The following is a 20,700-nucleotide window of genomic DNA, read 5'->3' on the forward strand; positions in this document are numbered from 1 at the left end:
CCAAAAAGCAAGGCTCGCCGCCGCGCTTTCGGGTTGTGCCACGGCCCGCGCCCTCCCAAGCTGAGGGCATGAGGCATCCGATGGTTAAGATTCTTCTAGGCTTGGTGCTGCTGCTGGTGTTGCTGATTGGCGCGCTGGTGGCGGTGTATAATCTGGCACCCGATTTTCAGAAAAAGTTCGATAGCTTCGTGGCGGACTCGCCCAACTATGGCGATGCGATTATTTCCGACCCCGCCGCCGTGATTGCGCAGGATCGCTACCTGTCACAGATTCAGCCGATTTTTAATGCGCGCTGTATTGCCTGCCACGGTTGCCTGAACTCGCCTTGTCTGCTCAAGCTGACCTGCTACGAGGGCCTGGCGCGTGGTGCGCGGCCGGTCAACCCCGACGGCACGCATCTCTTCCCCGAGCGGCCGGTGCGGCTCAATGACGAGCCATCCGTCGAGGCTTGGCGCAAGCGTGGCTTTTTCTCCGTGGTCGCAGAAGACAAGCCCGAGGGCGAGCGCCTGCAGAACAGCATTCTCTATAAAATGATCATGGCGGGCTACGCGCACAACCAGGGTGATTTCGCCCTCGCGCCGGTGGCCGATGTCCACGCCAACGCCAATAACCACGTCTGCGCGAGCGGCGGCAAAATCGACACCTGGTTGCAAAATAATCCCGCCGCCGGGATGCCGTTTGCGCTGCCCGCGCTCAACGCGACGGAGATTCAGGTGCTCACGGATTGGATCAAAGATGGCGCACCCGGACCGACACCGGAGGCGCAGGCGGCATTGAATTTTATCCCGTCGCAGTCGACCATCGATTCTTGGGAAAAATTTCTCAATCAGGATGACGAACGTTCGCCGCTGGTTTCGCGTTACCTTTACGAACACACGTTTTTGGCGACGTATCATTTCGATGCGATGCCGGATGCGTATTTCCGCTTGGTGCGCTCGGCGACGCCACCAGGGCAACCGATCGAAGAGATCGTTACCTCGCGCCCGTTTGACGATCCGTTCGTTAGCAAGGAGGTGAAGAAAGTTTACTACCGGCTGCAAAAAATCACCGAAGCCCGCGCGCAGAAATCCTTCTTCGTTTGGGAGCTGGGCGACGCCGACCGCGCGCGCTTGGAGGAAATCTTTTTCGCGGAAAAATGGAACGGCGACGGGCCGCTTAATCCGGGCTACGCCTCGCACAATCCGTTTGAAGTTTTTCGGGCGATCCCCGCGATGCAACGCGCGACGTTTCTCTATGAAAATTCCAAGCTCATCGTCAGCGGCATGATCCAGGGACCGGTCTGCGTGGGCAACCTCGCGACGTATGCGATCAAGGATTACTTCTGGGCTTTTTTCGTGAAGCCCGAGAGCGATCCGGCGGTGCTCAACCCCGAGCTCGGCATGAAGCATTGGGAGGATTTTATGAGTTTCAGCGAGCGTGGCAACGAAGCTTACGAACAGGCCTACAAGCAGGTGCTGTATCAATACAAACCCGATGGCTATGCGATAACCGACATCTGGGATGGCGGCCGAAAGAACCCCAACGCGTGGCTGACGATCTTGCGCAACGAGACTAACGCCAGCGTGGTTTACGGACGTAAGGGCGGCATCCCGCCAACGTTTTGGCTCGTCGATTTTAGTGGGCTGGAGCGGCTGTATTATTCGCTCGTCGCGGACTACACTTACTGGGGCAGCACCGAGGAAAAGCTCAGCACGTGGACCTTTATGGGCTACCTGCGCCAGGAGTTCGAAGACAACTTTTTGCGGCTGCTGCCACCGAGCGAGCGCCAGCATTACCGTAACCAATGGACGCAGGGTATCGGGCAGGACATCCTCTTTACCATGCCGTTCCCCGGTGAGGATGCGCCCAGCGCCGTGAAGGGCGACGACACCGACCCGATCAGCCACGTGCTTGCGCAGATTCAGGCGCGACTCGGGGAGCAGGTGAGCGGTCCGCCTGATCCGCTCAACCCCGCGCAGACCCGCGATAAGGTGACTTTACCGGAGAGAATTGAGAGCATCGCCGATTGGGAAAACGCCGTCGCCGGGCTGACTATGCGAACGCACCAGAGCTTCACGCCGTTTCTGCCGAGTCTGACTTACGTGCGTTTAAAGGACGGCGCGCAGGACCACGTTTATACGATTGTCGCCAACCGAGCCTATGCCTTTAACGACTTGGTCTTCGACGAGAATGGTGCCGCCCAACCCGAGCTCGATACGATGAGCGTTTATAAAAGCGTAATCGGCGATTTCCCGAACTTACTCGTCGAAGTAGAGCTGAGTGATGCGTTGACGATGCTTCAGCATTTGAAGGCGGTAAAGACGACTGCCGACTGGACCGCGTGGAAAAAGAAATACGGCGCGCTGCGCAATGAACCCGATTTCTGGCAGACCTTTGATTGGTTTACGGAGTGGAATTTTGCGAACCGCGCCCCGCTCGCCGGCCATTTCGACCTGACGTATTATATGTTTCAGGATTCGGATTTTTAGACGTAGGTCGGTCTCTTTAGAGGCCGACATATTGCTATGGCTAAGCACGTGCTTTTTAGCCGGTATGTATCGTAAAGCCAACATGCATCGCTGCATTGAAATGCGGATGGCTAAAGCCAACCGCCTACGCATCCTTCAACGCCTCGCGCGCCACATGGCTGATGTAAACTGTTGCAATGACCGCCACGACCGCGCCGCCGCCCATCGCGATGTAGTGCCCGGCGCTGTGGTGCTCCTGGCCGGTGGCGAGCTTGGTCAGGTGGCCAGCGAGATTGCCGTAATACACCACCGCGAGCGGGCTGACGAAGGCCCCCAGTGACGCAATGACATACGTGCGAAACGTGATGCGGCTCACGCTCAGAATGTAGCTTAGTGGGCCGACCGGCACTGGGCCAAGTCGAAGCAGGAACGCCACGCGTAGTCCTTTTTCGGAGACGGCTTTATCGATCGCGTTGAACTTCGGGTGATGCGCCATGAAGGACTCCATACGCCCCTTCAGCAAGTGGCGGCCGATCCAAAATTGAGCGAGCATCAGGAAGCACAACGCGATGGCTGTGTAACCATAGCCCCAGCCAAAGCCAAACAAAACGCCTGCGATGAAGATGAATAAATTCGCTGGCACCAAGAACAGTGCTGCAATGCAGAACACCAAAATGAATATCGCGCCAGCCCAGTGACCTTGTGCTTTGATCCACGCCTCAATGTCCGGCATCTGGTCCTTGAGCAGCAGGCCCCCGAGCACGAGCAGCGCCGTGGCCACGGTGATGATGATACACTGCCGGGCGATTTTTTGCCAGTTATGCCGGTGGTCGTGCCGGGCCGTCGTGCGGTCCAGATGTTTGCCAAAGTAGCGGTGCATGCTGAGTCTTAGTGAAGGTGATATCCCACATCAGGACCAGTCTAAATCAGCTAGTTATCATTGGCTGGTGTGGCTTCAGTGCGAAGCAGGTAGACCAAAAGCGCCAGCCAAAGTACGAACAGTCCGGTGAAGCTGGGGTATAGCTTGAGCACGAACGTCATCGGTAGTAGGAAAGTCGCGATCTGCCAAACCAGGGCAGCGATAAGTCTCGTCATGTCGCGGCGATGCTCGCGGGTGTCATCCTTTTTCCAAGCACGTGGCCAGAGCCCAAAGGGGCGAATCTGGCGGTAGAAATTTTCCTGCACTACCCGGGAGGTTGGGGACGAGAGAAATGTTCCCAGCAAGCAACCGATGGCCGACACCCCCATCACGCTCAGCAGAATTTGAAGCTCGTTTAGGCCCAGGTCGACAAAGACCAACGAGAACGACGCGCCGAAGCCGAAGACTATCCCCAGTGCGAATCCGAGCCCGTTGAAGCGGCTCCAATACCAACGCAGCGTGAACGGCACAAGGAAGGCAGGGAAGAGCTGGATGACGATCGTTACCCACACATCGACGACGGACTCCACCGTTAGCAGCGCCAGTACAAGACCAGCGGCAACAATGCCAATCGAGGCCACATAACCCGCAATGACTTGGGCGCGTTGCGAAGCCTGTGGCTTGGCCAACTGGAATACATCTTTGACGACGTAGGATGCACCCGCGTTGATCGTGCTGTCGAAGGTAGACATCGATGCGGCAAAGATCGCCGCTACGACAATGCCGCGAATGCCGGCGGGAAAAAACTCTGATTGGAGCACCAGGGGAAGAATGCGCTCGGGGTCATCCTGCCCGATGCCCAAGTGGATGGCCAGCACGGCAAAGCCCAGCACCATCGGCCAGCGAAAGGCAAACAACACCGCCCAGAGCATGGCGATGCGCGAGCAGGCGCGCTCGTCCGGCGCGGCGTAAAAGCGCTGCGCCATGTAGGCGGAGCCACCCGAGCCGCCGAGCCCCTCCATGAGCCCTTTGCCCAACCAGCCGAGCAGGAACAGGCCAAAGATTTCGTAGTCGCCCACGGCGCTGCCAAGCCTGGGGAAGACGGTGTTGTAGTCCGCGCCCGGCCAAGCGGCGAGTAGCTCGGGATCGACCAGAAGCCATGCGCGAAGGGAAACATAGATCGCCGCCGCGCCAATGAGGAAAGCCTGAAATACATCCGTCCAGACTACGCCGTACAGACCAGAGACCATGGTATACACCAGTGCGATAATAGCCATCGCAACGGAGCAGGTCGCGGGTTCGAAGGGTAGGAACACCGCGAGGAATTTACCCGCTGCCGCAATGAAAAACACGACCATGCCGACGGTGATGATCAGATAGGTCAGGGCGGCGAGCAGGCGCGCGAGCTTACCCTCCCAACCAGCGCCAAAGCGTAGCTCCATCCACTCGGCGGTGGTCATCACTTGCGAGCGCTGGTGCCATTTTCCCATGAACGCCAGAAAGACGGCAATGGGCAAAACGACGCCACCGCGCATCTCGATAAAAAAGCCGTGCAGGCCGAACAGGTAGATCAGCGTGACGATGGTCATCGTGCCGGCGGCGTCGAGATTACTCGACATGCCGGAGGCCCCGAGCGCCCACCACGGCATCTTGCGCCCCCCGAGGAAGTAGTCATCCGCGCTTTGGCTGGCCTTGCGCGCGAGGTAGAAGCCCATGCCGAGCAGGCCGACCAAATAAGCCGCGACGATGGTGTAGTCTAAGGGGTGCATCCATTGTAACTAAATGGCAGACCTCCCTGGGGCTCAAGGAACTTTTAAATTTGTCTACTTCCCACGGGCTTGGAGCATGTCTTTGGACCACTGCTGGATCTCGGCCCATTGCTCGTCGGTGGCATTGAGCGGGTCGAACTGGCTGGGGTCGGTGTCGACGTAGAGCTTGCGGAAAAGTTCCTCATTGCAGTCGGGGTTCGGCGTGTTGTATTGCGCGCCGATTTCTTGTCGCCACGTATCGAGAGCTGCTTGCATGGCGGCGAGCTGCTGCGGGTTTTCGGCGGCGAGGTCTTCGCGTTCACTGATGTCGGCGGCGAGGTTGTAGAGCTCGGCGGTCTCGACGTCGTAGCGTTCGACGAGTAGCCAGTCGCCATCGCGCATCGCGCCGCAGGGGCGGCCGCCCTGGTTGGTGTAATGCGGAAAATGCCAGAACAGCGGGCGCTCGATAATTTCCCCGCCGAGCAGGCCGCGGGCAAAGCTGGCACCGTCGAGGTTCGTGGGGGCCTCGGCACCAATTAGCTCCAGCAGCGTCGGAATCCAGTCCACGTTGTTGACCGGTGTATCGATCACCCGGCCAGCGGGGATGCTCTTTGGCCAGCGGACGATGAGCGGCACGCGTTGGCCGCCTTCGTAAACGTAGCCCTTGCCAGCGCGAAACGGCGTGTTGTGGGTAACGCGTTGATGCCCGCCCTCGGGGACGTGGAGGCCACCGTTGTCCGAGGTAAAAACGACGATGGTGTTATCGGCCAGGCCGAGCTCGTCAATCTTGTCGAGCAAGACGCCCATGCTGTTGTCGAGCTCTTCGATTAGGCCGGCATAAACGGGCTCGAAGGCGTCCTTGTTTTTCTCGATAAGGCTGGGCTTGGCGGTGTAGGGAATGTGCGGCGTGTAGTGGCCGAGATACGCGATGAAGGGCTTGTCCTGATTAGCCTCGATGAATTCGATGGCCTTGTGGGTTAGTTCGTATTCGGCCTTGCCGCCTTCGGTCTCGGAAGGCTCGGTGCTCTTGCCGTCGGAGGGCCGGTAGACGTAGTCGAAGCCATGCTCTTCGGGGCCGGGCTCATTGCCCACATGCCACTTCCCGATAAGTCCGGTGGTGTAGCCGGCTTCTTTGAAATAGCGGGGCAGCGTCTTGATCGAGGTGGGGATGCTCATCTCGATTTCCGGATGGAGGACGCGCTGGGCCGGGCCATCGGGGCGACCGGGCAGGAACGTGGTAATGTGCAGGCGCGCGGGATTAAAACCCGTTAGCAAGCCCGCGCGTGAGGCCGAACAAATCGCCTGCGAGGCATAGGCCGAGGTGAAGCGCGTCCCCTCGGCGGCGAGGGCGTCGAGGCGCGGAGTGTTGTGATCCTCGCGGCCATCGCAGTGCAGGTCATTGATGCCGAGGTCGTCACAGATAACGAAAACTATGTTGGGGGAATGCATGGGCGTTGATTGAAGATAGTCAGGCCGCGAATGCCAATCACGTTTTAAGGTCCGCAGATTTCACATAATTGTAACTAGATTCTTTAGACTCTACTATTGATATCCAGTCTGAGTCTATTAACAGTAGAAGTTCTTATGCTATCCAAGCCTACTTCCACTGCTCTCATCATTTCGTCACTCACACTGCCATTGGCGCATGCACAGTTTGCGCCGGGGCCAAACCCGATCAACGGTGCCAGCAGCTCGCCGCAGACGCTCAGCTCGGGCACGGGCGAGATTACCAGCTCCGGCGTATTAACGGTCAGCGGGAGTAGTGTCGCCGTCACGGTTACTGGCGACAGCACGCTGATCAACGGTAACTTCCTTCTGCAAAATGGCACGGGTCGCGCGGTGCGTATTAATACGCTGCCGAATACTTTTAATCTGGTTAACCATTCCGGTGCGTTTATCCAGACGAGTGACGCGGACGCCATTCAGTGGAATGCCGGCACTGGCAACCCGAGTATCGACTTGGACAACGCCGGCACGATCACGACCTTGGGCAGCGGGCAGGCTATCGATTTTGATAGCTACATCGGCACGAATTTTGACCTCAATAATATGGTTGGCGGAACGATTGACGCCTCCGGCAACGTCGCCGTGCTGGTCGGAGGTGGCGGCCAAATCCTGAATAACGGGGTGATCCGCTCGCAGGCTGACCGTGCAATCGAAGCCGGTGGCACCATGACCATTAATAATTTTGGCAACATCGAGAGCACCAACGGCGACACCATTCGCGTCGGCGACAACAGCTTTGTCATCAACCAAAGTGGTGCCTACATTCAGGCGACCGCAGTCGTCAACGGCACGGAGCTGCAGTCGGATGACGGCATCAGCCTTGGTGAAGCGACCGGGGTTACAGTGACCAATAGTGGCACGATTCAAGGCCGCCATGGCGTAACGGGGGGTGCCGACACTTACACGATTGAGGTGAACAACGAAGTCGGCGGCCTTATCACCGGGCTTAACGGCTCAGGCGTGAATATCGACGGGCTCACCACCACCTCCGGTGCCACGGTCACCAATCGCGGCACGATCGAAGGCCGCGTCAGCTCGCTCTCCGGTGTCACCACGGGCGACGGCGATGGCGTGGATGTCGACGGCGTGCTCAACTTGACCAACTATGGCACCATTGCCGGTTTGGGCGCTGATGGCAACGACAGCGGCGGCAACCCCAACAATGCCGAGGGTGTTGCGGCTGGCGGCGGCATCATCCACAACATGGAAGGCGGCGATATTTATGGCCAGGCGGCTACGGGCAATCTCTCCCGTGAAGGGCGAGGCATTTTGATCGATGACGGCATGGGTGGCTCAGGCGTGGCTACGACCACTATTAACAACGCGGGCTCGATCCGCGGTGTGTCCAGCTACGCGATTAAGTTTGTGGGCGAGTTTGACGACGAGATCGCCAACAGCGCCACGGGCACGATCCAAGGCAATGGCGTGGGGACCGGCGGCGCGATCCAGACCGGTGGCGGCAATGACACGATCAATAATTACGGCACGATCCAGGGTAACAACGGCATCGCGATCCAGACCGAAGGCGGCAATGACACCGTTAACCTGATTGGCGGCTCCGTCACCGGAAACATCGACGGTGGCACCGGCACGGACTCGATCGATTTGTCCTCTGGCATCAATGAGCCGCTGACTTATGCGGGCATCATTTCCAACTTTGAAAGCAGTGAAATTTCCGGTGGCGTGGTGATCATCAACGGCGAGGATCAAAGCACGCTGACCACGGTTTTGGCCGATGCAACCTTGGGGGGCAATGGCCAGTTCGCCGCGCTTACGCTGAACAGCGGTGCGACGCTTTCTCCCGGCAACAGCCCCGGCACGATCCAAGTAGCTGGCGACCTGAATTTCGATGCCGACACGCAGTTTGACTTCGAACTGGGCACCAGCTCTGACCTCGTCGATATCGAAGGCAGCATGGTTTTCGCCGGTGGTCCGATCACCTCGGCCGTTTTGAATATCTCCGATTCGGGCGGGCTGACCGAGACCACTTACACGCTCTTTGAATTCGGCTCCAGCAGCGGTTTCGATGAAGACAATTTTATCTTTGGCGATGTGCCGGATGGCTTCGAGGGCTTCCTGACGCTCAACGCAACGTCGTTGGATTTAACCGTCACCCAGGTGCCTGAGCCGGAGACGATTTGGTTCCTCGCCATGACAGGGCTGGCCTTGGTTTGGATGCGCCGTCGTCGCCAACAAAGCTAGTTTTAACAATTTTTACTGACTGAAAGAAAAGCCGCATGCTCCGTCTGGAGTATGCGGCTTTTGAATATTGAAATTGCGTTGACGCTTATTGGCGGCGAATGGCCGATAGGCCAAGGTGGTCGAAGTTATAGCGTCAAACACGATATGTTGCGCAGTTGGCAAGGACACCGATCATGCCTGCATAGGCTATATGTCTAACCACTAAACCTTGACTTCGCGGCTCTGCTATTAGTCTCTCTACGGTATGGATAAGTTGCTTGCTGCCAACCGCAGTGAAATTGCCGTGCGCATTATGCGCAGCGCGACCGAACTCGGGTTGCGCACCGTTGCCATTTACGCCGATGAAGACCGCTTTGGGGTTCATCGATTTAAGGCTGATGAGTCTTACAAGGTTGGGGTGGGAAAGGGCCCCGTTGCCGCCTATCTTGATATAGAGAGCATCATCTCGATGGCGGTTGAGAAGGGAGTTAAGTATGTCCACCCCGGCTACGGCTTCCTTTCGGAGAACGCTCACTTTGCCCGCGCCTGCGCGGATGCCGGTTTGGTGTTCGTTGGTCCGCAGCCCGAAATGCTCGAGCGCATGGGCGACAAAACCGAGGCCCGAAAAATTGCCGAGATGGCCAAAGTGCCCACGCTCCCCGGCACGAAGGACCCGATCAAGGACCCCAAGAAGGCCAAGGCGGCCGCGAAGAAAGTTGGCTTCCCGCTGATCATTAAGGCGGCCTTCGGCGGCGGCGGTCGCGGCATGCGTGTCGTCAAGAAAGAGGAAGATCTCGAAAACCTTTTGCAGGAAGCGCAGAACGAAGCCCAGACCGCATTCGGCAACCCCGCCGTTTTCCTGGAGCGCTACGTGGGTCGCGCCAAACACATCGAAGTGCAGATCCTCGGCGACAAGCATGGCAACGTCATGCACCTGCACGAGCGCGATTGCTCGGTGCAGCGCCGCCACCAGAAGGTGGTTGAAGTGGCACCGTCGATCAACCTCCCGGACGAGACCCGTATCGCGCTTTGTGACGCCGCGGTCAAGGTCGCCAAGGCTGTAAATTACGAGAACGCCGGCACCGTCGAGTTCCTCTACGACCTCGACACCGACGAGTGGTTCTTTATCGAGATGAACCCCCGCGTGCAGGTGGAGCACACCGTCACGGAAGTCATCACCGGCATCGACATCGTCCGCTCGCAGATCCTCATCGCGCAGGGCAAAAAGCTGACCGACCCCGAGCTGGCGCTGCCCAAGCAAGAAGACGTGCCGCGCAACGGCTTTGCCATGCAGGCCCGCATCACGACCGAGGACCCGGAAAAGAATTTCGCGCCCGACTACGGCAAGATCGTTAACTACCGCTCGGCGGCCGGTTTTGGCATCCGCCTCGATGGCGCCATGGGCGACACCGGCTCGGTCATCACGCCGTTTTACGACTCGCTCCTCGTTAAGCTGACGGCGTCCGCCTCAAGCTTCGACATCGCTTGCCGCCGCATGCTGCGCGCCCTGCAGGAGATGCGTATCCGCGGCGTGAAGACGAACATTCCGTTCATCGAAAACGTCGTGAACCACCCGGACTTCGTTTCCGGCATGGCGACGACGACCATGATCGACACCTCGCCGGAGCTGTTCCAGTTCAAGCCGCGCAAGGACCGCGCCACGAAGCTGCTCAAGTTCCTCGGCGACACGATCGTCAACGGCAACGACCAGGTCAAAGGCCGTCCGGTGCCCAAAATGGACCTCCCCGTTATCGTCCCGGAATACGACCACAAGGAGGCCGTCCCGTCCGGCACGCGCGACTACTTGCTCAAGCACGGTGCCACGAAGTTTGCCGAGTGGACGACTAAGCAGAAGCAACTGCTAATCACCGACACTACCTTCCGCGACGCCCACCAGAGCTTGCTCGCCGCCCGCGTGCGCACCTACGACATGATGCAGGTCGCCGGGGCCATGGCTCACCGCGCACCGCAGCTTTACTCCATGGAAATGTGGGGTGGGGCGACGTTTGACACCTCGATGCGCTTCCTGAAAGAGGGCCCGTTCAAGCGCCTGCGCAAGCTCCGCGAAAAAATCCCGAACATCTGTTTCCAGATGCTCTTCCGGGGGTCGAACGCCGTGGGTTACGCCGCCTATCCGGACAACGTCATTAAAGGCTTCATCAAGCACTCGGCCGAGGCGGGCATGGACATTTTCCGTATCTTCGACTCGCTGAATTATTTGCCGAACCTGAAGGTCGCCATGGAAACCGTGGCCGGCCAAACGCACGGCGTTTGCGAAGGCACCTTGTGCTACACGGGTAACATCCTCGACGCCAAGCGCGACAAGTATGACCTGAAATACTACGTCGATCTGGCGAAGGAGCTGGAAAAGATGGGCGCGCATATTATCGCGATCAAGGATATGTCCGGCCTGTGCCACCCGATGGCCGCCGAGAAGCTCGTCAAGACGCTGAAGCAGGAGGTCGGCGTGCCGATCCACTTCCATACGCACGACTCCAGCGGCATCGCCAGCGCCTCGATCATCAAGGCCGCCGAGGCAGGGGTCGACGTGGTGGACCTCGCGATTTCCTCGCTGTCCGGCCTCACCGCGCAGCCGAACCTGAACTCGATCGTTTACGCGCTCGCCGGTTCGCCTCGCGACACGGGGCTCGACCAGACTTTCCTCAACGAGCTGTCCATCTACTGGGAGGCCGTGCGTCAATATTACGGGCCGTTCGACACGTCGCCCAAGTTTGGCAGCGCCGAGGTCTACTCGCACGAAATGCCTGGCGGCCAATACACCAATCTGCGCGAGCAAGCGTCGGCCCTCGGTCTGGGCGCACGCTGGCCGGAGGTGGTCCGCTACTATGAGGAGGTCAACGAGCTCTTTGGTGACATCGTCAAGGTCACGCCGAGCTCCAAGGTGGTCGGCGATATGGCGATCTTCCTGCTCACCCGTGGCATCGAGCCAAGGGACCTTTGCAACCTCGAGCCCGGCAGCCAGCCATTCCCAGCGTCGGTCATCGATATGCTCGGCGGCGGCCTCGGCCAGCCCAAGGGCGGTTTCCCGAAGAAGGTCGTGAAAACGGTCCTCGGCGACAAGAAGCCGCGCAAGGGACGGCCCGGCAGCTACGCCGAAAAAATCGACCTCGACGAGACGATGGCCAAGGTCACCAAGATGCGCGGCCGCGAGGCGAATACGGACGACCTTTACAGCTACCTGATGTATCCCGACGTCTACAAGCAGCTCGTGGATTTCGTCAAGGAGTATGGCCACGCCCGGGTACTGCCGACTCCGGCGTTCTTCTACGGCCTCAAGACCGGCGAGGAAATTTCCGTCGAGATCGAAGAGGGCAAAACGCTGTTCGTGAAGCTGATCACCATCGGTGAGCCCAACGAGGAAGGCTTCCGCACGCTGACCTTCGAGATGAATGGCCGTGCCCGCGAATGCGTGGTGCGGGACAAGTCCATCGCCTCCGAGGCTCAGAAGCGTCCCCAAGTCGATGCGGGTGACGAAAAGCAGGTGGGCGCGCCGATTCCGGCAATGATCTCCAGCGTATCCGTTAGCGTGGGTAACAAGGTGAAGAAGGGCGACAAGCTCGTCGTCCTCGAAGCCATGAAGATGCAAAGCACCGTTTACGCGCCCTGCGATGGCGTTGTCGACGAGCTGACCATCAAGGCTGGTGACCAAGTCGAAGCCAAGGATCTCCTCGTCCGCCTCCGCTAGGCAACCTGCAGTCGCATCCAGTTATTTGCCCATTGGGCAAATTGCAGCGAGTAAATTTACTACAGCAGAGCCATTCCTCGTGGAGTGGCTCTGTTTTTTTGCCGCATTCGTTGGGTTTTTCTGAATAATCATTGACGCAGAAATATTTCCCATCAACATATCAAAATAAATTGATGCGTTATGCCTCGTAAGATTATTTCCAAGTTCGCAGACGGCCGCAAAGTGTTCTCCGTCGAGTTTTTTCCCGCCAAGACTGAAGAAGGCGCGCGCCAGATCCTGCGCACCGCCCACTCGCTGAAGGCTTATAATCCGGATTTCGTGTCCATCACCTACGGTGCCGGTGGCTCCACCCGTGAGCGCACCATCGAATACGGTGAGTTGCTACGCGACCTGTTTGACTACGAGGTCATGCCGCACCTGACCTGCGTCGGCCACTCCAAGGACGACCTCGTGGGCATCCTGGAGCGCTTCCAGAAGAGTGATTTCCACAACATCATGACCCTGCGCGGTGACCCGCCCAAGGGCCAGACGGACTTTAAACCACACCCCGAGGGCCTGGCCTATGCGTCGGATCTGGTGGCGTTTATTAAAGAGCGTTTTCCGGACTTCTGCCTTGGTGTGGGCGGTTACCCGGAGAAGCATCCCGAGGCGTCGGACCTGCAAGCCGACTTGGCCAACTTGAAAATCAAGGCCGATGCGGGGGCAGACTTCATCACCACGCAGCTCTTCTTCCGCAACGAGCTGTATTTCAAGTTTGTCGACAATTGCCGCGCCTTGGGCATCGAAATCCCGGTTTTGCCGGGCGTGATGCCGGCGCTGTCGTTCGACCAAGTGAAGCGCTTCTGCAACTTCTGCGGAGCCGACGTGCCGCGTGAATTGCTCGGCAAGTTGGAGCTGGTCAAAGACGACGAGGTGGCCTCACAGGCGGTCGGCGTCGAATGGGCCTTCAAGCAGATCCGTGAACTGCTGGACAAGGGAGCGCCCGGCGTACACCTCTACATTCTGAATCGCTCAGCGGCGGCGGTGGAGCTGATGGAAAAACTCCGGTCGGCCAACGCGCTATAAACATAAAAAAGCCTGTCGGCACATGGCCAACAGGCTTGCTGAAAAAACGTTGCCGAAAACTAGGCGGTGACGCCCTTGAGCACGCTGGCCTTTGATTTGGACTTCGAGCCCATTGATTGCGCGGCCTGCGTGAGCGCCAGCTCCAACGCCTCCAGATACTTCACGAACTTGCGGCGGCCAGCGGCGGACAGGCGCACAATGGTGCGGGCGCGGTTGCCACTGACGGCTTTCTTCGCGATGACGATCTTTTCCTCCTCGAGCAGCTTGAGGTGGCGGTTCAGGTTGCCATCCGTCAGCTCGCAGGCTTCCTTGATTTCGCTAAAGCTCAGGCCTGCTTCCGACTCCGCAATGGCGGCGATCATGGCTAGGCGCTTGGGCTCGTGGAAGATGCGTTCCAGGTTTTCGTAGGGATTGTCCGATTTCTTATTCATAACTTTGGGACAGGTTGGGGAGCCCAAAAAAGCTCCAGATGGTGCGGCCTTCGGCCTCGTCGTAGTGTAAAACAAGGCCACCTAGCCACTCTCCGATGAAAAATACCGAGCCCATCACCAGCGGCTGGCTCCACGCCCACTGCGGCCAGAGGAGGCAAACGGCACCTGCGGCAATATACCACGCACCGACCCAGCTGATTTTACGTGGTAGCACGTGGCGTGAGGCTAGATTACCCAGGCCGTAGAGGCACATCCACAGGCCGGGGAGCAGCGCCACGGCACCCATGCGGATGCAGGCAAAGGACGCCACCGCGCCCACCGCAAAGGCGGGCACGACTTCCAGTGCGGGCTTAAGGCTCTGCCAATCGCGACCGACTTCCTCATCGTAGAGGAACCAGTAAACCAGCGCGCCATAATTCAGAACCAAGCTAACCGCCAGGACGATGCCCCAGGCAACGAGTAGGCTGGCCAAGTCTGCCGGGGCATAGCCGCGGTGAATTGCCAGCGCCGCCGCGAGCGCAGTGCAGCCTCCCAGGGCGCGCGCCCGGCCAGAATACCCCTTAAAGCGCTGCTTCGTCAGGATGTGGCGCTTGAGTTCGCGCACTTCACGCAGTGCATGGTGCAGGCCGAAAGACATTCTCTTTGTATGGCAAAGTTACTTTGTAAAAGCAAGTAGAAATTGCCAGTGCTGATCGGCCTTCGCGGTTGGGTGAAATCAATCGTTGGCGAAAACTGCGTAGTGCCGATACTGGCGTTTGCGTAATTCAGACCGGCCCAAGCCGCTCGTGGTTCCCTCGGGTACCACGAAATCAAACACCTGCACTTTGGCCGCCAGCGGGGCCAGTACTTCTTTGATTGCGCGTTGGTGTTCGGGGTCTTGTTCGTAGTGGCGCAGGGCGGCCTCGCTCTCGAAAATGAGGAGCACGCCGTAGTCGTAGTCCTGCACGATCTTGCGCTCGCCGGCCAAACCGTCGCCATAGGCCACATCGACGACGCCCGGGAAGTCGCGCCAGGCCTCGGTTTGCGCGGCGATGCGTTCGCGGGCGCTGGTGTCGTCGGGGTTCTTCAGCCATACGGCTACGAAATGGTAGACCAGACCGCTGCTGGGTAAATCTGCTGACGGCATGGTTTGACACCCGGTCAACGTCATGAATAAACCCATTGCGATGAAACAAGCGCGAATCATGGGCAATAGCCTTGGCGGGTCGACCGCTGCGGCAAGCTTTTTCCCGGAGGCCGGGGGGAGGGCGTTGCGCCATGGCTAGCCAGCACAATCGTGCGCGACGGCCGATCCTTAGTTGGCGCAATGTGGAGCGTGTGGCGCTGATCTTCCTTTGGTTGGTGATCCTCGTTGTCAGCGCTGCGGGCTACTGGGGCCGCGATGAGTGGCAGTTGGACATATTGTCGAACTTCAAGATGCAGTATTACCTTGGCGCACTCATCTTGTGCGTGATTGCCGCCTGGCGCAGCTTCCGCGTGATCTTTTTTCTCGGGCTTGCATTGCTGCTGTGGAATGGCGTGGAGGTATTTAACTTTGCACCGCAAAGTGTCGACCCGGAGCCGCGGGTCTATCGCGCGATCAGTGCCAATGTCTATACCGGCAACAATCAGGTGGACCGCACCGTTGCGTGGATTCGCCAGCAGGAGCCGGACTTCGTTGCTTTGATCGAAATCACCGCCGAGTGGGAGGACGACCTGGATGCGCTCGAAGACATCTTCCCCTACCAGCGCAAGCAGATGTGGGGCGGGCGTTACGGAGCCATCGTGCTCTCGAAGTATCCACCCACCGCGCAGGGCGCAGCGCTGGGCTATGCGGGCGTGGGTTCAGTGCCAATGGAAGTCATGACGCCTGACGGTCCGCTGATCGTGCTGCTGATACACCCGCTCTCGCCGACCAATGAGCGCTCATGGAATTACCGCAGTAACGCGCTGGCCTCGATTGCGGAGTTTGCCCAAGCAAATGCTGACCGTGCGCCCATGCTTGTCATGGGGGATATGAATACCACCCCCTGGTCGCCGTTTTACCGAGACTTTGTATCGCAAAGTGAATTGCATCCGGTGGTAACGAGTTTTTTGCCGCGTCGCACTTGGCCCACGCGCAATCCGCTACTGTGGATCCCCATCGACCACTTTTTCCTGTCCAATGGCCTTGGTCCGATAACGCAATGGACGGGTCCCGATCTCGGCAGTGATCATTACCCGATCGGGTTGGACTTTTGCTTTGTAGCGCAGAGTAAGTGAGAGTGCCCGTCGGTTGGCTGGTTCGTAGCGGTTAAGCTGAACCGGAGGGCAACGCTCTGTCGTTGCCACCCCATGTAACCGACAACGCCGTTCCCTCAATGAGCGGAACCGATCAACGTCGGAATGTAGGGCTCGCGCTCGCGCGATGCCGCCTTTGCCTCACCGCCTACCAGCAGGATGCTGCGTCGCGCGAGCGCGAGCCCTACATTCCGCCATTGTCCAAACTCCGTGAATCCGACCTTCGCGGCGAGTGGTGGCAACAACGGAGTGTTGCCCTCCGGGAAGTAAACGGAACTTAAGGCAAACCGACTTCAGTGCTTCAGCCGCATGGTGTGCATTTGCACCGGGGCACCGCAGGAATCGTCGAATTGGATGGCTGCCTCCACGCCGTGTTTGGCAATCGAGGCCGGGTCTTTCAGGCGATCATAGCATGCGTGCATCGCGCCGAGCGCGTATTCGCGGCCAGCGCCGATCGCCCAGTAGCGGCTGTATTCATTGACGTTGCGGTAGCTGCTGATCCCGATGATGCCCTTCGGTGTGATGAGTAGGCCGTCGAGTTGCGAGGACTCCACCGGCTGGCTTTTGTCCTCATGCGTTTCGAGGAAGAAGTCGTCACGCAAAATGGTGTGCAGGCCGCGAAGGGTGTCAAAAATTCCCTGGCGCGAATAGTCGTCCATGGCGTCAGGGTAATCGCGGATAAGGGTTTCGGCGATGTTGCCCAGCGCGCCCCAGCCGATCAGCCCCAGCCAGCATGGGCCCCATTTGTAGAGCTTGTGGTGGTTCACCTTGTGCTCGGGTGGCACCCGCATGCTGCCAGCGGTGAAGAGTGAATCCGCCGCGATGGCGACTCGGTTTCCTTTTTCCACGGCAACGATTACGGACATGCCGCTATTGTTGGGCTCGTGGCCACATTGCCAACCAAATAAATGCCAGGCGTGGTGCGGGCTGCGGAGAAATGTCGTAAACTGCGGCTTGTATTAATCGGTCGGGGTCTGCTAACAAAGCGCATGCGAAAATTGTTCAGCTTTGTGCTGCTGGTCGCCACGGCCATCGCCTGGTTTTCTGTCGTTGCCCCCGCTCAGGAGACAACCGTTGCTCGGGAGCTTGAGGCTAAGCAGGAGTCGGCTCCGGCAGATTCTGCCGATGAGAAGCCCGCCCCAGCCGAGGCCGCGGCTACCAAGGAGTCAACCGAGGCACAGCATCCCACGCCAGTCGACGAGGCCGCGACGCTGGTGGGTGAGACCGCCTCGGACCTCGGAGACTCGCTGCGCACGTCGGTGCTCGATATCGCCCATGATGCGGTGGATGCCACGGGCTTCCGCTCCGAGATTTCTACGTTTCTGAATTTTAAGATCGGCAGTTTCCGCATGAAGGATCTCGCACTGAGTTTCTTCATTTTGCTCGTGGCCATGATGATGCGCAACTTCCTGACACGCGTCTTTTTCAAGCGTTTGCAGGCGATGGCGCGCAAGACTGCCTTCGAGCACGACGACGAACTGCTGAAAGTCCTTGAAAAGCCGTTCTCTCTTTTCCTGCTTGCGCTCGGTATTTATTTGGCGATTTTGGCGCTGCCGCTGAGCTCGATGCTCGAGGGGCTGGTGGGCGATCTATTCCGTGGGCTCACGATGGTGCTCGCAGTGTGGGGTATGCTGCGCGCCACAGACATCTTTACTAACATATTCAGCAATCAACTGGCCGCGCGCAACTCAGCGCTCCATGGCTTCGTGCCGACGATTAATAAGTCGCTGAAAATCTTTATCGTGATCGTGGGCGTGCTGCTGGTGATCGATAATTTGGGCTATAACGTCGGTGGCATTCTGGCCACCCTCGGCTTGGGCGGTGCGGCGATTGCCTTTGCCTCGCAGGACACGATTAAGAACCTGTTTGGCACGTTCATGATCATGCTCGACCGACCGTTTAAAGTGGGCGACTGGATTATGGTGGGTGACAAAGTAGACGGCGATGTGGAAGAAATTGGCCTGCGTTCGACCAAAGTGCGCACTTGGCCGAAAACCGTCATTTCCATCCCGAACGGCGTCCTGGCCAACGAATATATTAACAACTGGACGCGCATGCCCAAGCGCCGCGTGAAGCAGGTGATCGGCATCACCTACGAGGCGACCGCGGAGGATATGGAGGCGCTGGTGCAGGACATTCGGCAGATTCTTGGCAACGATGAGGGCGTCAACCAGGAGTTTATTTTGGTCAATTTTACCGACTTCGGCAGTAGCTCGTTGGACATCCTGGTTTACTACTTCACCCTGTCGACGAAGTGGCTGGAATACATGGACGTGCGCCAGCGAGTGAACTGTAAGATCATGCGCGCCATCCACAAGCGTGGCCTGTCGGTGGCGTTCCCAACGCGCACGCTTTACCTGGACGGCCAAGTGGCGCGCCACATGGCGCAGGTCGACTACGAGGACCGCTGGGAAACTCAGCCGGGTCGTGGTGCCATGGGCGGCGGACGCCCCGCCGACACCGGTATCGACCCGAATCGCCCGCCTGGGCAGCTAGGTGGTGGCAACGACGGCGACGGCCGCTTACCTGGCGATTACGGTTCGCAGTTCCCGCAGTAGCGCGGCAACTCAATTGGCTGCCGCGCATGGTGGCCGGAGGAATTTACTTCGGCAGTTCCAGTGGGACGGATTTCGTGGCGTCGGCGTGTGGGGCGGGGGCGTTCTTGAGCTTGGCGCGGATTTCAAACAAATCCGTGCGGCGGTCGAAGCGCGGGCGGACGGCACCGCTGTTGCGGGCGCGGTGGAGGTCCGAAATGTCGAGGTCGGTAATGAGCAGGGTTTCCACGTTACTATCGGCGATGGCCTGAATGCCGTCGCGGGCGAACTCGAAATCGCTGGGTGTGTAAACCGCGGCCTGGCCGTAATGGACGTCCATCGCGGGCACACTGGGCAGATTGCCAATGATTCCGGCGGTGACGACGTAGATCTGGTTTTCGATCGCACGGGCCTGCGCGCAGTATTTTACGCGAAGATGGCCCTGGCGGTTATCGGTGCAATAGGGGACGAAAATAATTTCGCAGCCCTGGTCAGCCAAGTAGCGCGTGGCCTCGGGGAATTCGATATCGTAGCAGATTTGCACGCCGATTTTGCACTTGGGCGTATCGACCACGTAGAGCTCGCTGCCGCCGGAGATGCCCCAGTATTTGCGCTCAGCCGGGGTGATGTGGAGCTTTGGCTGGGCGATGTATTCGCCGTCGGGCGAGAAAACGAGGCTCTTGTTATAGATTTTATCGCTGCCGTCGCTAGCTGGGATCGGGTGGCTGCCGGCAATGAGGTAGCAGCCGTATTTACGCGCGAGGCCCGACATGAGCTCGACAAACTTATCGGTAATTTCCGATAGGCGGCGAATGCCCTCCAGGGCGGCGAGGTTTGGCATCGTTGAGAGCAGTTGCACCGAGAAAAATTCGGGAAACAGCACAAACTCGCTACTGTAGTCGGCCGCTGTTTCGATAAAATACTCTGTTTGCGCGGCAAAGTCGGCAAAATCTTTTACGCCGCGCACCTTGTATTGCACTGCGGAAACGCGGACTTTGCTGCTCTGGCCTTCTTCGGGCGGGTCATAGTCCGGGTTGAGCCATTCGATGAGGCTGGCGTTGTTGAGGCTGTTGGGGTCGGGCAGGTAATTGTGTAAAATATCCCGCAGCACAAAGCCCTCGCGGAGTTGAAAGCTGAGCACGAGGTCCTTCAGCTCGCCTTCGACGACGAGCCGGGCATATTCGTCGGGCGACATTTTATCGGCGTGCTCGCTGTAGTTCCACAAGCGGCCACCGGCCAGAATCCGGCGCAGGTTCAGGTGTTGGCAGAGGCGGCGGCGGCCTTCATAGAGCGCGGCGCCCGCGCCCTGGCCGCGCGCATCGGGGTCCACATAGACATCCGCGCCGTAAAGGGTGTCGCCCTGTGGGTTGTGGTTGTGAAAATATCCGCCATCGGTGATGCCCGCGTAGGTGTGGGGGCGCAAGGGGTCGTCGCCCATATCGACGATCAGGCTGCAGATCGCGCCAACGATTTTTCCATCGATCTCCGCAACGAGCTGGCCCTGCGGGAAATAGCGTAGGTGGCTGCGCAAGTGACCCTCGCTCCAGACGACGTTTTCCTCGGCTAGAGTCGGGTAAGCCTTTTTATTCAGCTCCACGAGGGTGGGAATGTCAGCGGCGTTGGCTGGGCGGATTTGGATGTCGTGCCCTTTGGGGCCGGTCAGCGAGTAAGGTTGCATAAAGATGTATATAATCGGCCATTGGTGGTGGAAAATCAAGTGGCATGAAGCATTGCCGAATTGTAACCTCAAAAAAACAATGTAGGCAACTGGTGAGGCGTAGTTCTCAAACAGGAAGATCGGGAAGACCGGAAAGTTGGCGCTCGCTTCCCGTTCTTTCCGATTTTCCTGTTTTTTTAATTTTATCGGTTCCAGCCGCTTGTTTACGGTGTTTACGCTGCGCTTTCTTGCTCAATGTCGCAAAAGCGTTGCCAAGACGTCGCGTTTTTGGTCGATTATCTTATTC

16 protein-coding genes are annotated in these 20,700 nt (G+C 58.6%); 7 read left to right on the forward strand and 9 right to left on the reverse strand.

Going from position 1 to position 20,700, the window contains the following annotated elements; translation table 11 throughout:
- Nucleotides 1-80 precede the first annotated feature (80 nt).
- Nucleotides 81-2,468 (forward strand): fatty acid cis/trans isomerase, encoded by a 2,388-nt coding sequence (locus O3S85_RS17890; protein ID WP_269542197.1) that lies wholly within the window; start codon nucleotides 81-83, stop codon nucleotides 2,466-2,468.
- A 124-nt stretch (nucleotides 2,469-2,592) separates the two neighbouring features.
- Here the strand turns inward: O3S85_RS17890 and O3S85_RS17895 are convergent, their stop codons facing one another.
- The 3 genes from O3S85_RS17895 to O3S85_RS17905 are packed head-to-tail and all read right to left on the reverse strand — an operon-like array spanning nucleotide 2,593 to nucleotide 6,503.
- A complete protein-coding gene (locus O3S85_RS17895) occupies nucleotides 2,593-3,327 on the reverse strand; it encodes a TVP38/TMEM64 family protein (RefSeq protein ID WP_269542198.1) in 735 nt (244 codons plus the stop codon).
- Nucleotides 3,328-3,377: 50 nt separating this feature from the next.
- The gene (locus O3S85_RS17900; protein WP_269542199.1) at nucleotides 3,378-5,075 is read right to left on the reverse strand and encodes a sodium:solute symporter family transporter; all 1,698 of its coding nucleotides are present in this window, start codon (nucleotides 5,073-5,075) and stop codon (nucleotides 3,378-3,380) included.
- A gap of 54 nt (nucleotides 5,076-5,129) precedes the next feature.
- Nucleotides 5,130-6,503: a sulfatase gene (locus O3S85_RS17905; protein ID WP_269542200.1), complete on the reverse strand. Its 1,374-nt coding sequence runs from the start codon at nucleotides 6,501-6,503 to the stop codon at nucleotides 5,130-5,132.
- A gap of 135 nt (nucleotides 6,504-6,638) precedes the next feature.
- Between O3S85_RS17905 and O3S85_RS17910 the strand changes: the two genes are divergently transcribed.
- The 3 genes from O3S85_RS17910 to metF all read left to right on the forward strand — a co-directional run bounded on the left by O3S85_RS17910 (nucleotide 6,639) and on the right by metF (nucleotide 13,512).
- Nucleotides 6,639-8,762, forward strand: a complete 2,124-nt coding sequence (locus tag O3S85_RS17910) for a beta strand repeat-containing protein (protein ID WP_269542201.1) — start codon at nucleotides 6,639-6,641, stop codon at nucleotides 8,760-8,762.
- Between the two features lie 244 nt (nucleotides 8,763-9,006).
- Entirely contained in the window at nucleotides 9,007-12,447 is a 3,441-nt protein-coding gene (locus tag O3S85_RS17915) for a pyruvate carboxylase (protein ID WP_269542202.1), read from the forward strand.
- Between the two features lie 180 nt (nucleotides 12,448-12,627).
- On the forward strand, nucleotides 12,628-13,512 hold the full coding sequence (metF, locus tag O3S85_RS17920; RefSeq protein WP_269542203.1) for a methylenetetrahydrofolate reductase [NAD(P)H]: 885 nt from the start codon (nucleotides 12,628-12,630) through the stop codon (nucleotides 13,510-13,512).
- A gap of 59 nt (nucleotides 13,513-13,571) precedes the next feature.
- Here metF and O3S85_RS17925 read toward each other — a convergent pair whose 3' ends face one another.
- The 3 genes from O3S85_RS17925 to O3S85_RS17935 all read right to left on the reverse strand — a co-directional run bounded on the left by O3S85_RS17925 (nucleotide 13,572) and on the right by O3S85_RS17935 (nucleotide 15,069).
- Nucleotides 13,572-13,943, reverse strand: coding sequence for a transcriptional regulator (locus O3S85_RS17925; RefSeq protein WP_269542204.1), 372 nt, complete (start codon nucleotides 13,941-13,943; stop codon nucleotides 13,572-13,574).
- Nucleotides 13,936-14,580 (reverse strand): hypothetical protein, encoded by a 645-nt coding sequence (locus tag O3S85_RS17930; protein ID WP_269542205.1) that lies wholly within the window; start codon nucleotides 14,578-14,580, stop codon nucleotides 13,936-13,938. Before O3S85_RS17930 ends, O3S85_RS17925 begins: the two co-directional genes overlap by 8 nt.
- A 78-nt stretch (nucleotides 14,581-14,658) precedes the next feature.
- A complete protein-coding gene (locus O3S85_RS17935; protein WP_269542206.1) occupies nucleotides 14,659-15,069 on the reverse strand; it encodes a Dabb family protein in 411 nt (136 codons plus the stop codon).
- Nucleotides 15,070-15,200: 131 nt separating this feature from the next.
- Between O3S85_RS17935 and O3S85_RS17940 the strand changes: the two genes are divergently transcribed.
- Both O3S85_RS17940 and O3S85_RS17945 read left to right on the forward strand, forming a co-directional pair.
- Nucleotides 15,201-16,184, forward strand: coding sequence for an endonuclease/exonuclease/phosphatase family protein (locus tag O3S85_RS17940; protein WP_269542207.1), 984 nt, complete (start codon nucleotides 15,201-15,203; stop codon nucleotides 16,182-16,184).
- Nucleotides 16,185-16,282: 98 nt separating this feature from the next.
- Nucleotides 16,283-16,483, forward strand: a complete 201-nt coding sequence (locus O3S85_RS17945) for a hypothetical protein (RefSeq protein WP_269542208.1) — start codon at nucleotides 16,283-16,285, stop codon at nucleotides 16,481-16,483.
- 12 nt (nucleotides 16,484-16,495) lie between these two features.
- Here the strand turns inward: O3S85_RS17945 and O3S85_RS17950 are convergent, their stop codons facing one another.
- Nucleotides 16,496-17,068 carry an Ntn hydrolase family protein gene (locus tag O3S85_RS17950; protein WP_269542209.1) on the reverse strand — a complete coding sequence of 191 codons (573 nt, stop codon included), beginning with the start codon at nucleotides 17,066-17,068 and terminating at the stop codon, nucleotides 16,496-16,498.
- 123 nt (nucleotides 17,069-17,191) lie between these two features.
- On the opposite strand from O3S85_RS17950, the gene O3S85_RS17955 reads away from it, so the two are divergent.
- A complete protein-coding gene (locus O3S85_RS17955; RefSeq protein WP_269542210.1) occupies nucleotides 17,192-18,760 on the forward strand; it encodes a mechanosensitive ion channel family protein in 1,569 nt (522 codons plus the stop codon).
- Nucleotides 18,761-18,803: 43 nt separating this feature from the next.
- Here O3S85_RS17955 and O3S85_RS17960 read toward each other — a convergent pair whose 3' ends face one another.
- Nucleotides 18,804-20,414: a bifunctional GNAT family N-acetyltransferase/carbon-nitrogen hydrolase family protein gene (locus tag O3S85_RS17960; RefSeq protein ID WP_269542211.1), complete on the reverse strand. Its 1,611-nt coding sequence runs from the start codon at nucleotides 20,412-20,414 to the stop codon at nucleotides 18,804-18,806.
- 106 nt (nucleotides 20,415-20,520) lie between these two features.
- The gene (locus O3S85_RS17965; RefSeq protein ID WP_269542212.1) at nucleotides 20,521-20,649 is read right to left on the reverse strand and encodes a hypothetical protein; all 129 of its coding nucleotides are present in this window, start codon (nucleotides 20,647-20,649) and stop codon (nucleotides 20,521-20,523) included.
- Nucleotides 20,650-20,700 lie beyond the last annotated feature (51 nt).

It is taken from the genome of Cerasicoccus sp. TK19100 (genome assembly GCF_027257155.1).
GTDB lineage: Bacteria > Verrucomicrobiota > Verrucomicrobiia > Opitutales > Cerasicoccaceae > Cerasicoccus > Cerasicoccus fimbriatus.

Excerpts from the sequence above, each read along its gene's own strand:
- O3S85_RS17910 (WP_269542201.1), top strand. The coding sequence starts at position 6,639 with ATGCTATCCAAGCCTACTTCCACTGCTCTCATCATTTCGTCACTCACA.
- O3S85_RS17905 (WP_269542200.1), bottom strand. The coding sequence starts at position 6,503 with ATGCATTCCCCCAACATAGTTTTCGTTATCTGTGACGACCTCGGCATC.
- O3S85_RS17890 (WP_269542197.1), top strand. The coding sequence starts at position 81 with ATGGTTAAGATTCTTCTAGGCTTGGTGCTGCTGCTGGTGTTGCTGATT.
- O3S85_RS17950 (WP_269542209.1), bottom strand. The coding sequence starts at position 17,068 with ATGTCCGTAATCGTTGCCGTGGAAAAAGGAAACCGAGTCGCCATCGCG.
- O3S85_RS17960 (WP_269542211.1), bottom strand. The coding sequence starts at position 20,414 with ATGCAACCTTACTCGCTGACCGGCCCCAAAGGGCACGACATCCAAATC.
- O3S85_RS17900 (WP_269542199.1), bottom strand. The coding sequence starts at position 5,075 with ATGCACCCCTTAGACTACACCATCGTCGCGGCTTATTTGGTCGGCCTG.
- O3S85_RS17925 (WP_269542204.1), bottom strand. The coding sequence starts at position 13,943 with ATGAATAAGAAATCGGACAATCCCTACGAAAACCTGGAACGCATCTTC.
- O3S85_RS17935 (WP_269542206.1), bottom strand. The coding sequence starts at position 15,069 with ATGCCGTCAGCAGATTTACCCAGCAGCGGTCTGGTCTACCATTTCGTA.
- O3S85_RS17955 (WP_269542210.1), top strand. The coding sequence starts at position 17,192 with ATGCGAAAATTGTTCAGCTTTGTGCTGCTGGTCGCCACGGCCATCGCC.
- O3S85_RS17895 (WP_269542198.1), bottom strand. The coding sequence starts at position 3,327 with ATGCACCGCTACTTTGGCAAACATCTGGACCGCACGACGGCCCGGCAC.
- O3S85_RS17940 (WP_269542207.1), top strand. The coding sequence starts at position 15,201 with ATGGCTAGCCAGCACAATCGTGCGCGACGGCCGATCCTTAGTTGGCGC.
- O3S85_RS17930 (WP_269542205.1), bottom strand. The coding sequence starts at position 14,580 with ATGTCTTTCGGCCTGCACCATGCACTGCGTGAAGTGCGCGAACTCAAG.
- metF (WP_269542203.1), top strand. The coding sequence starts at position 12,628 with ATGCCTCGTAAGATTATTTCCAAGTTCGCAGACGGCCGCAAAGTGTTC.
- O3S85_RS17915 (WP_269542202.1), top strand. The coding sequence starts at position 9,007 with ATGGATAAGTTGCTTGCTGCCAACCGCAGTGAAATTGCCGTGCGCATT.
- O3S85_RS17945 (WP_269542208.1), top strand. The coding sequence starts at position 16,283 with ATGAGCGGAACCGATCAACGTCGGAATGTAGGGCTCGCGCTCGCGCGA.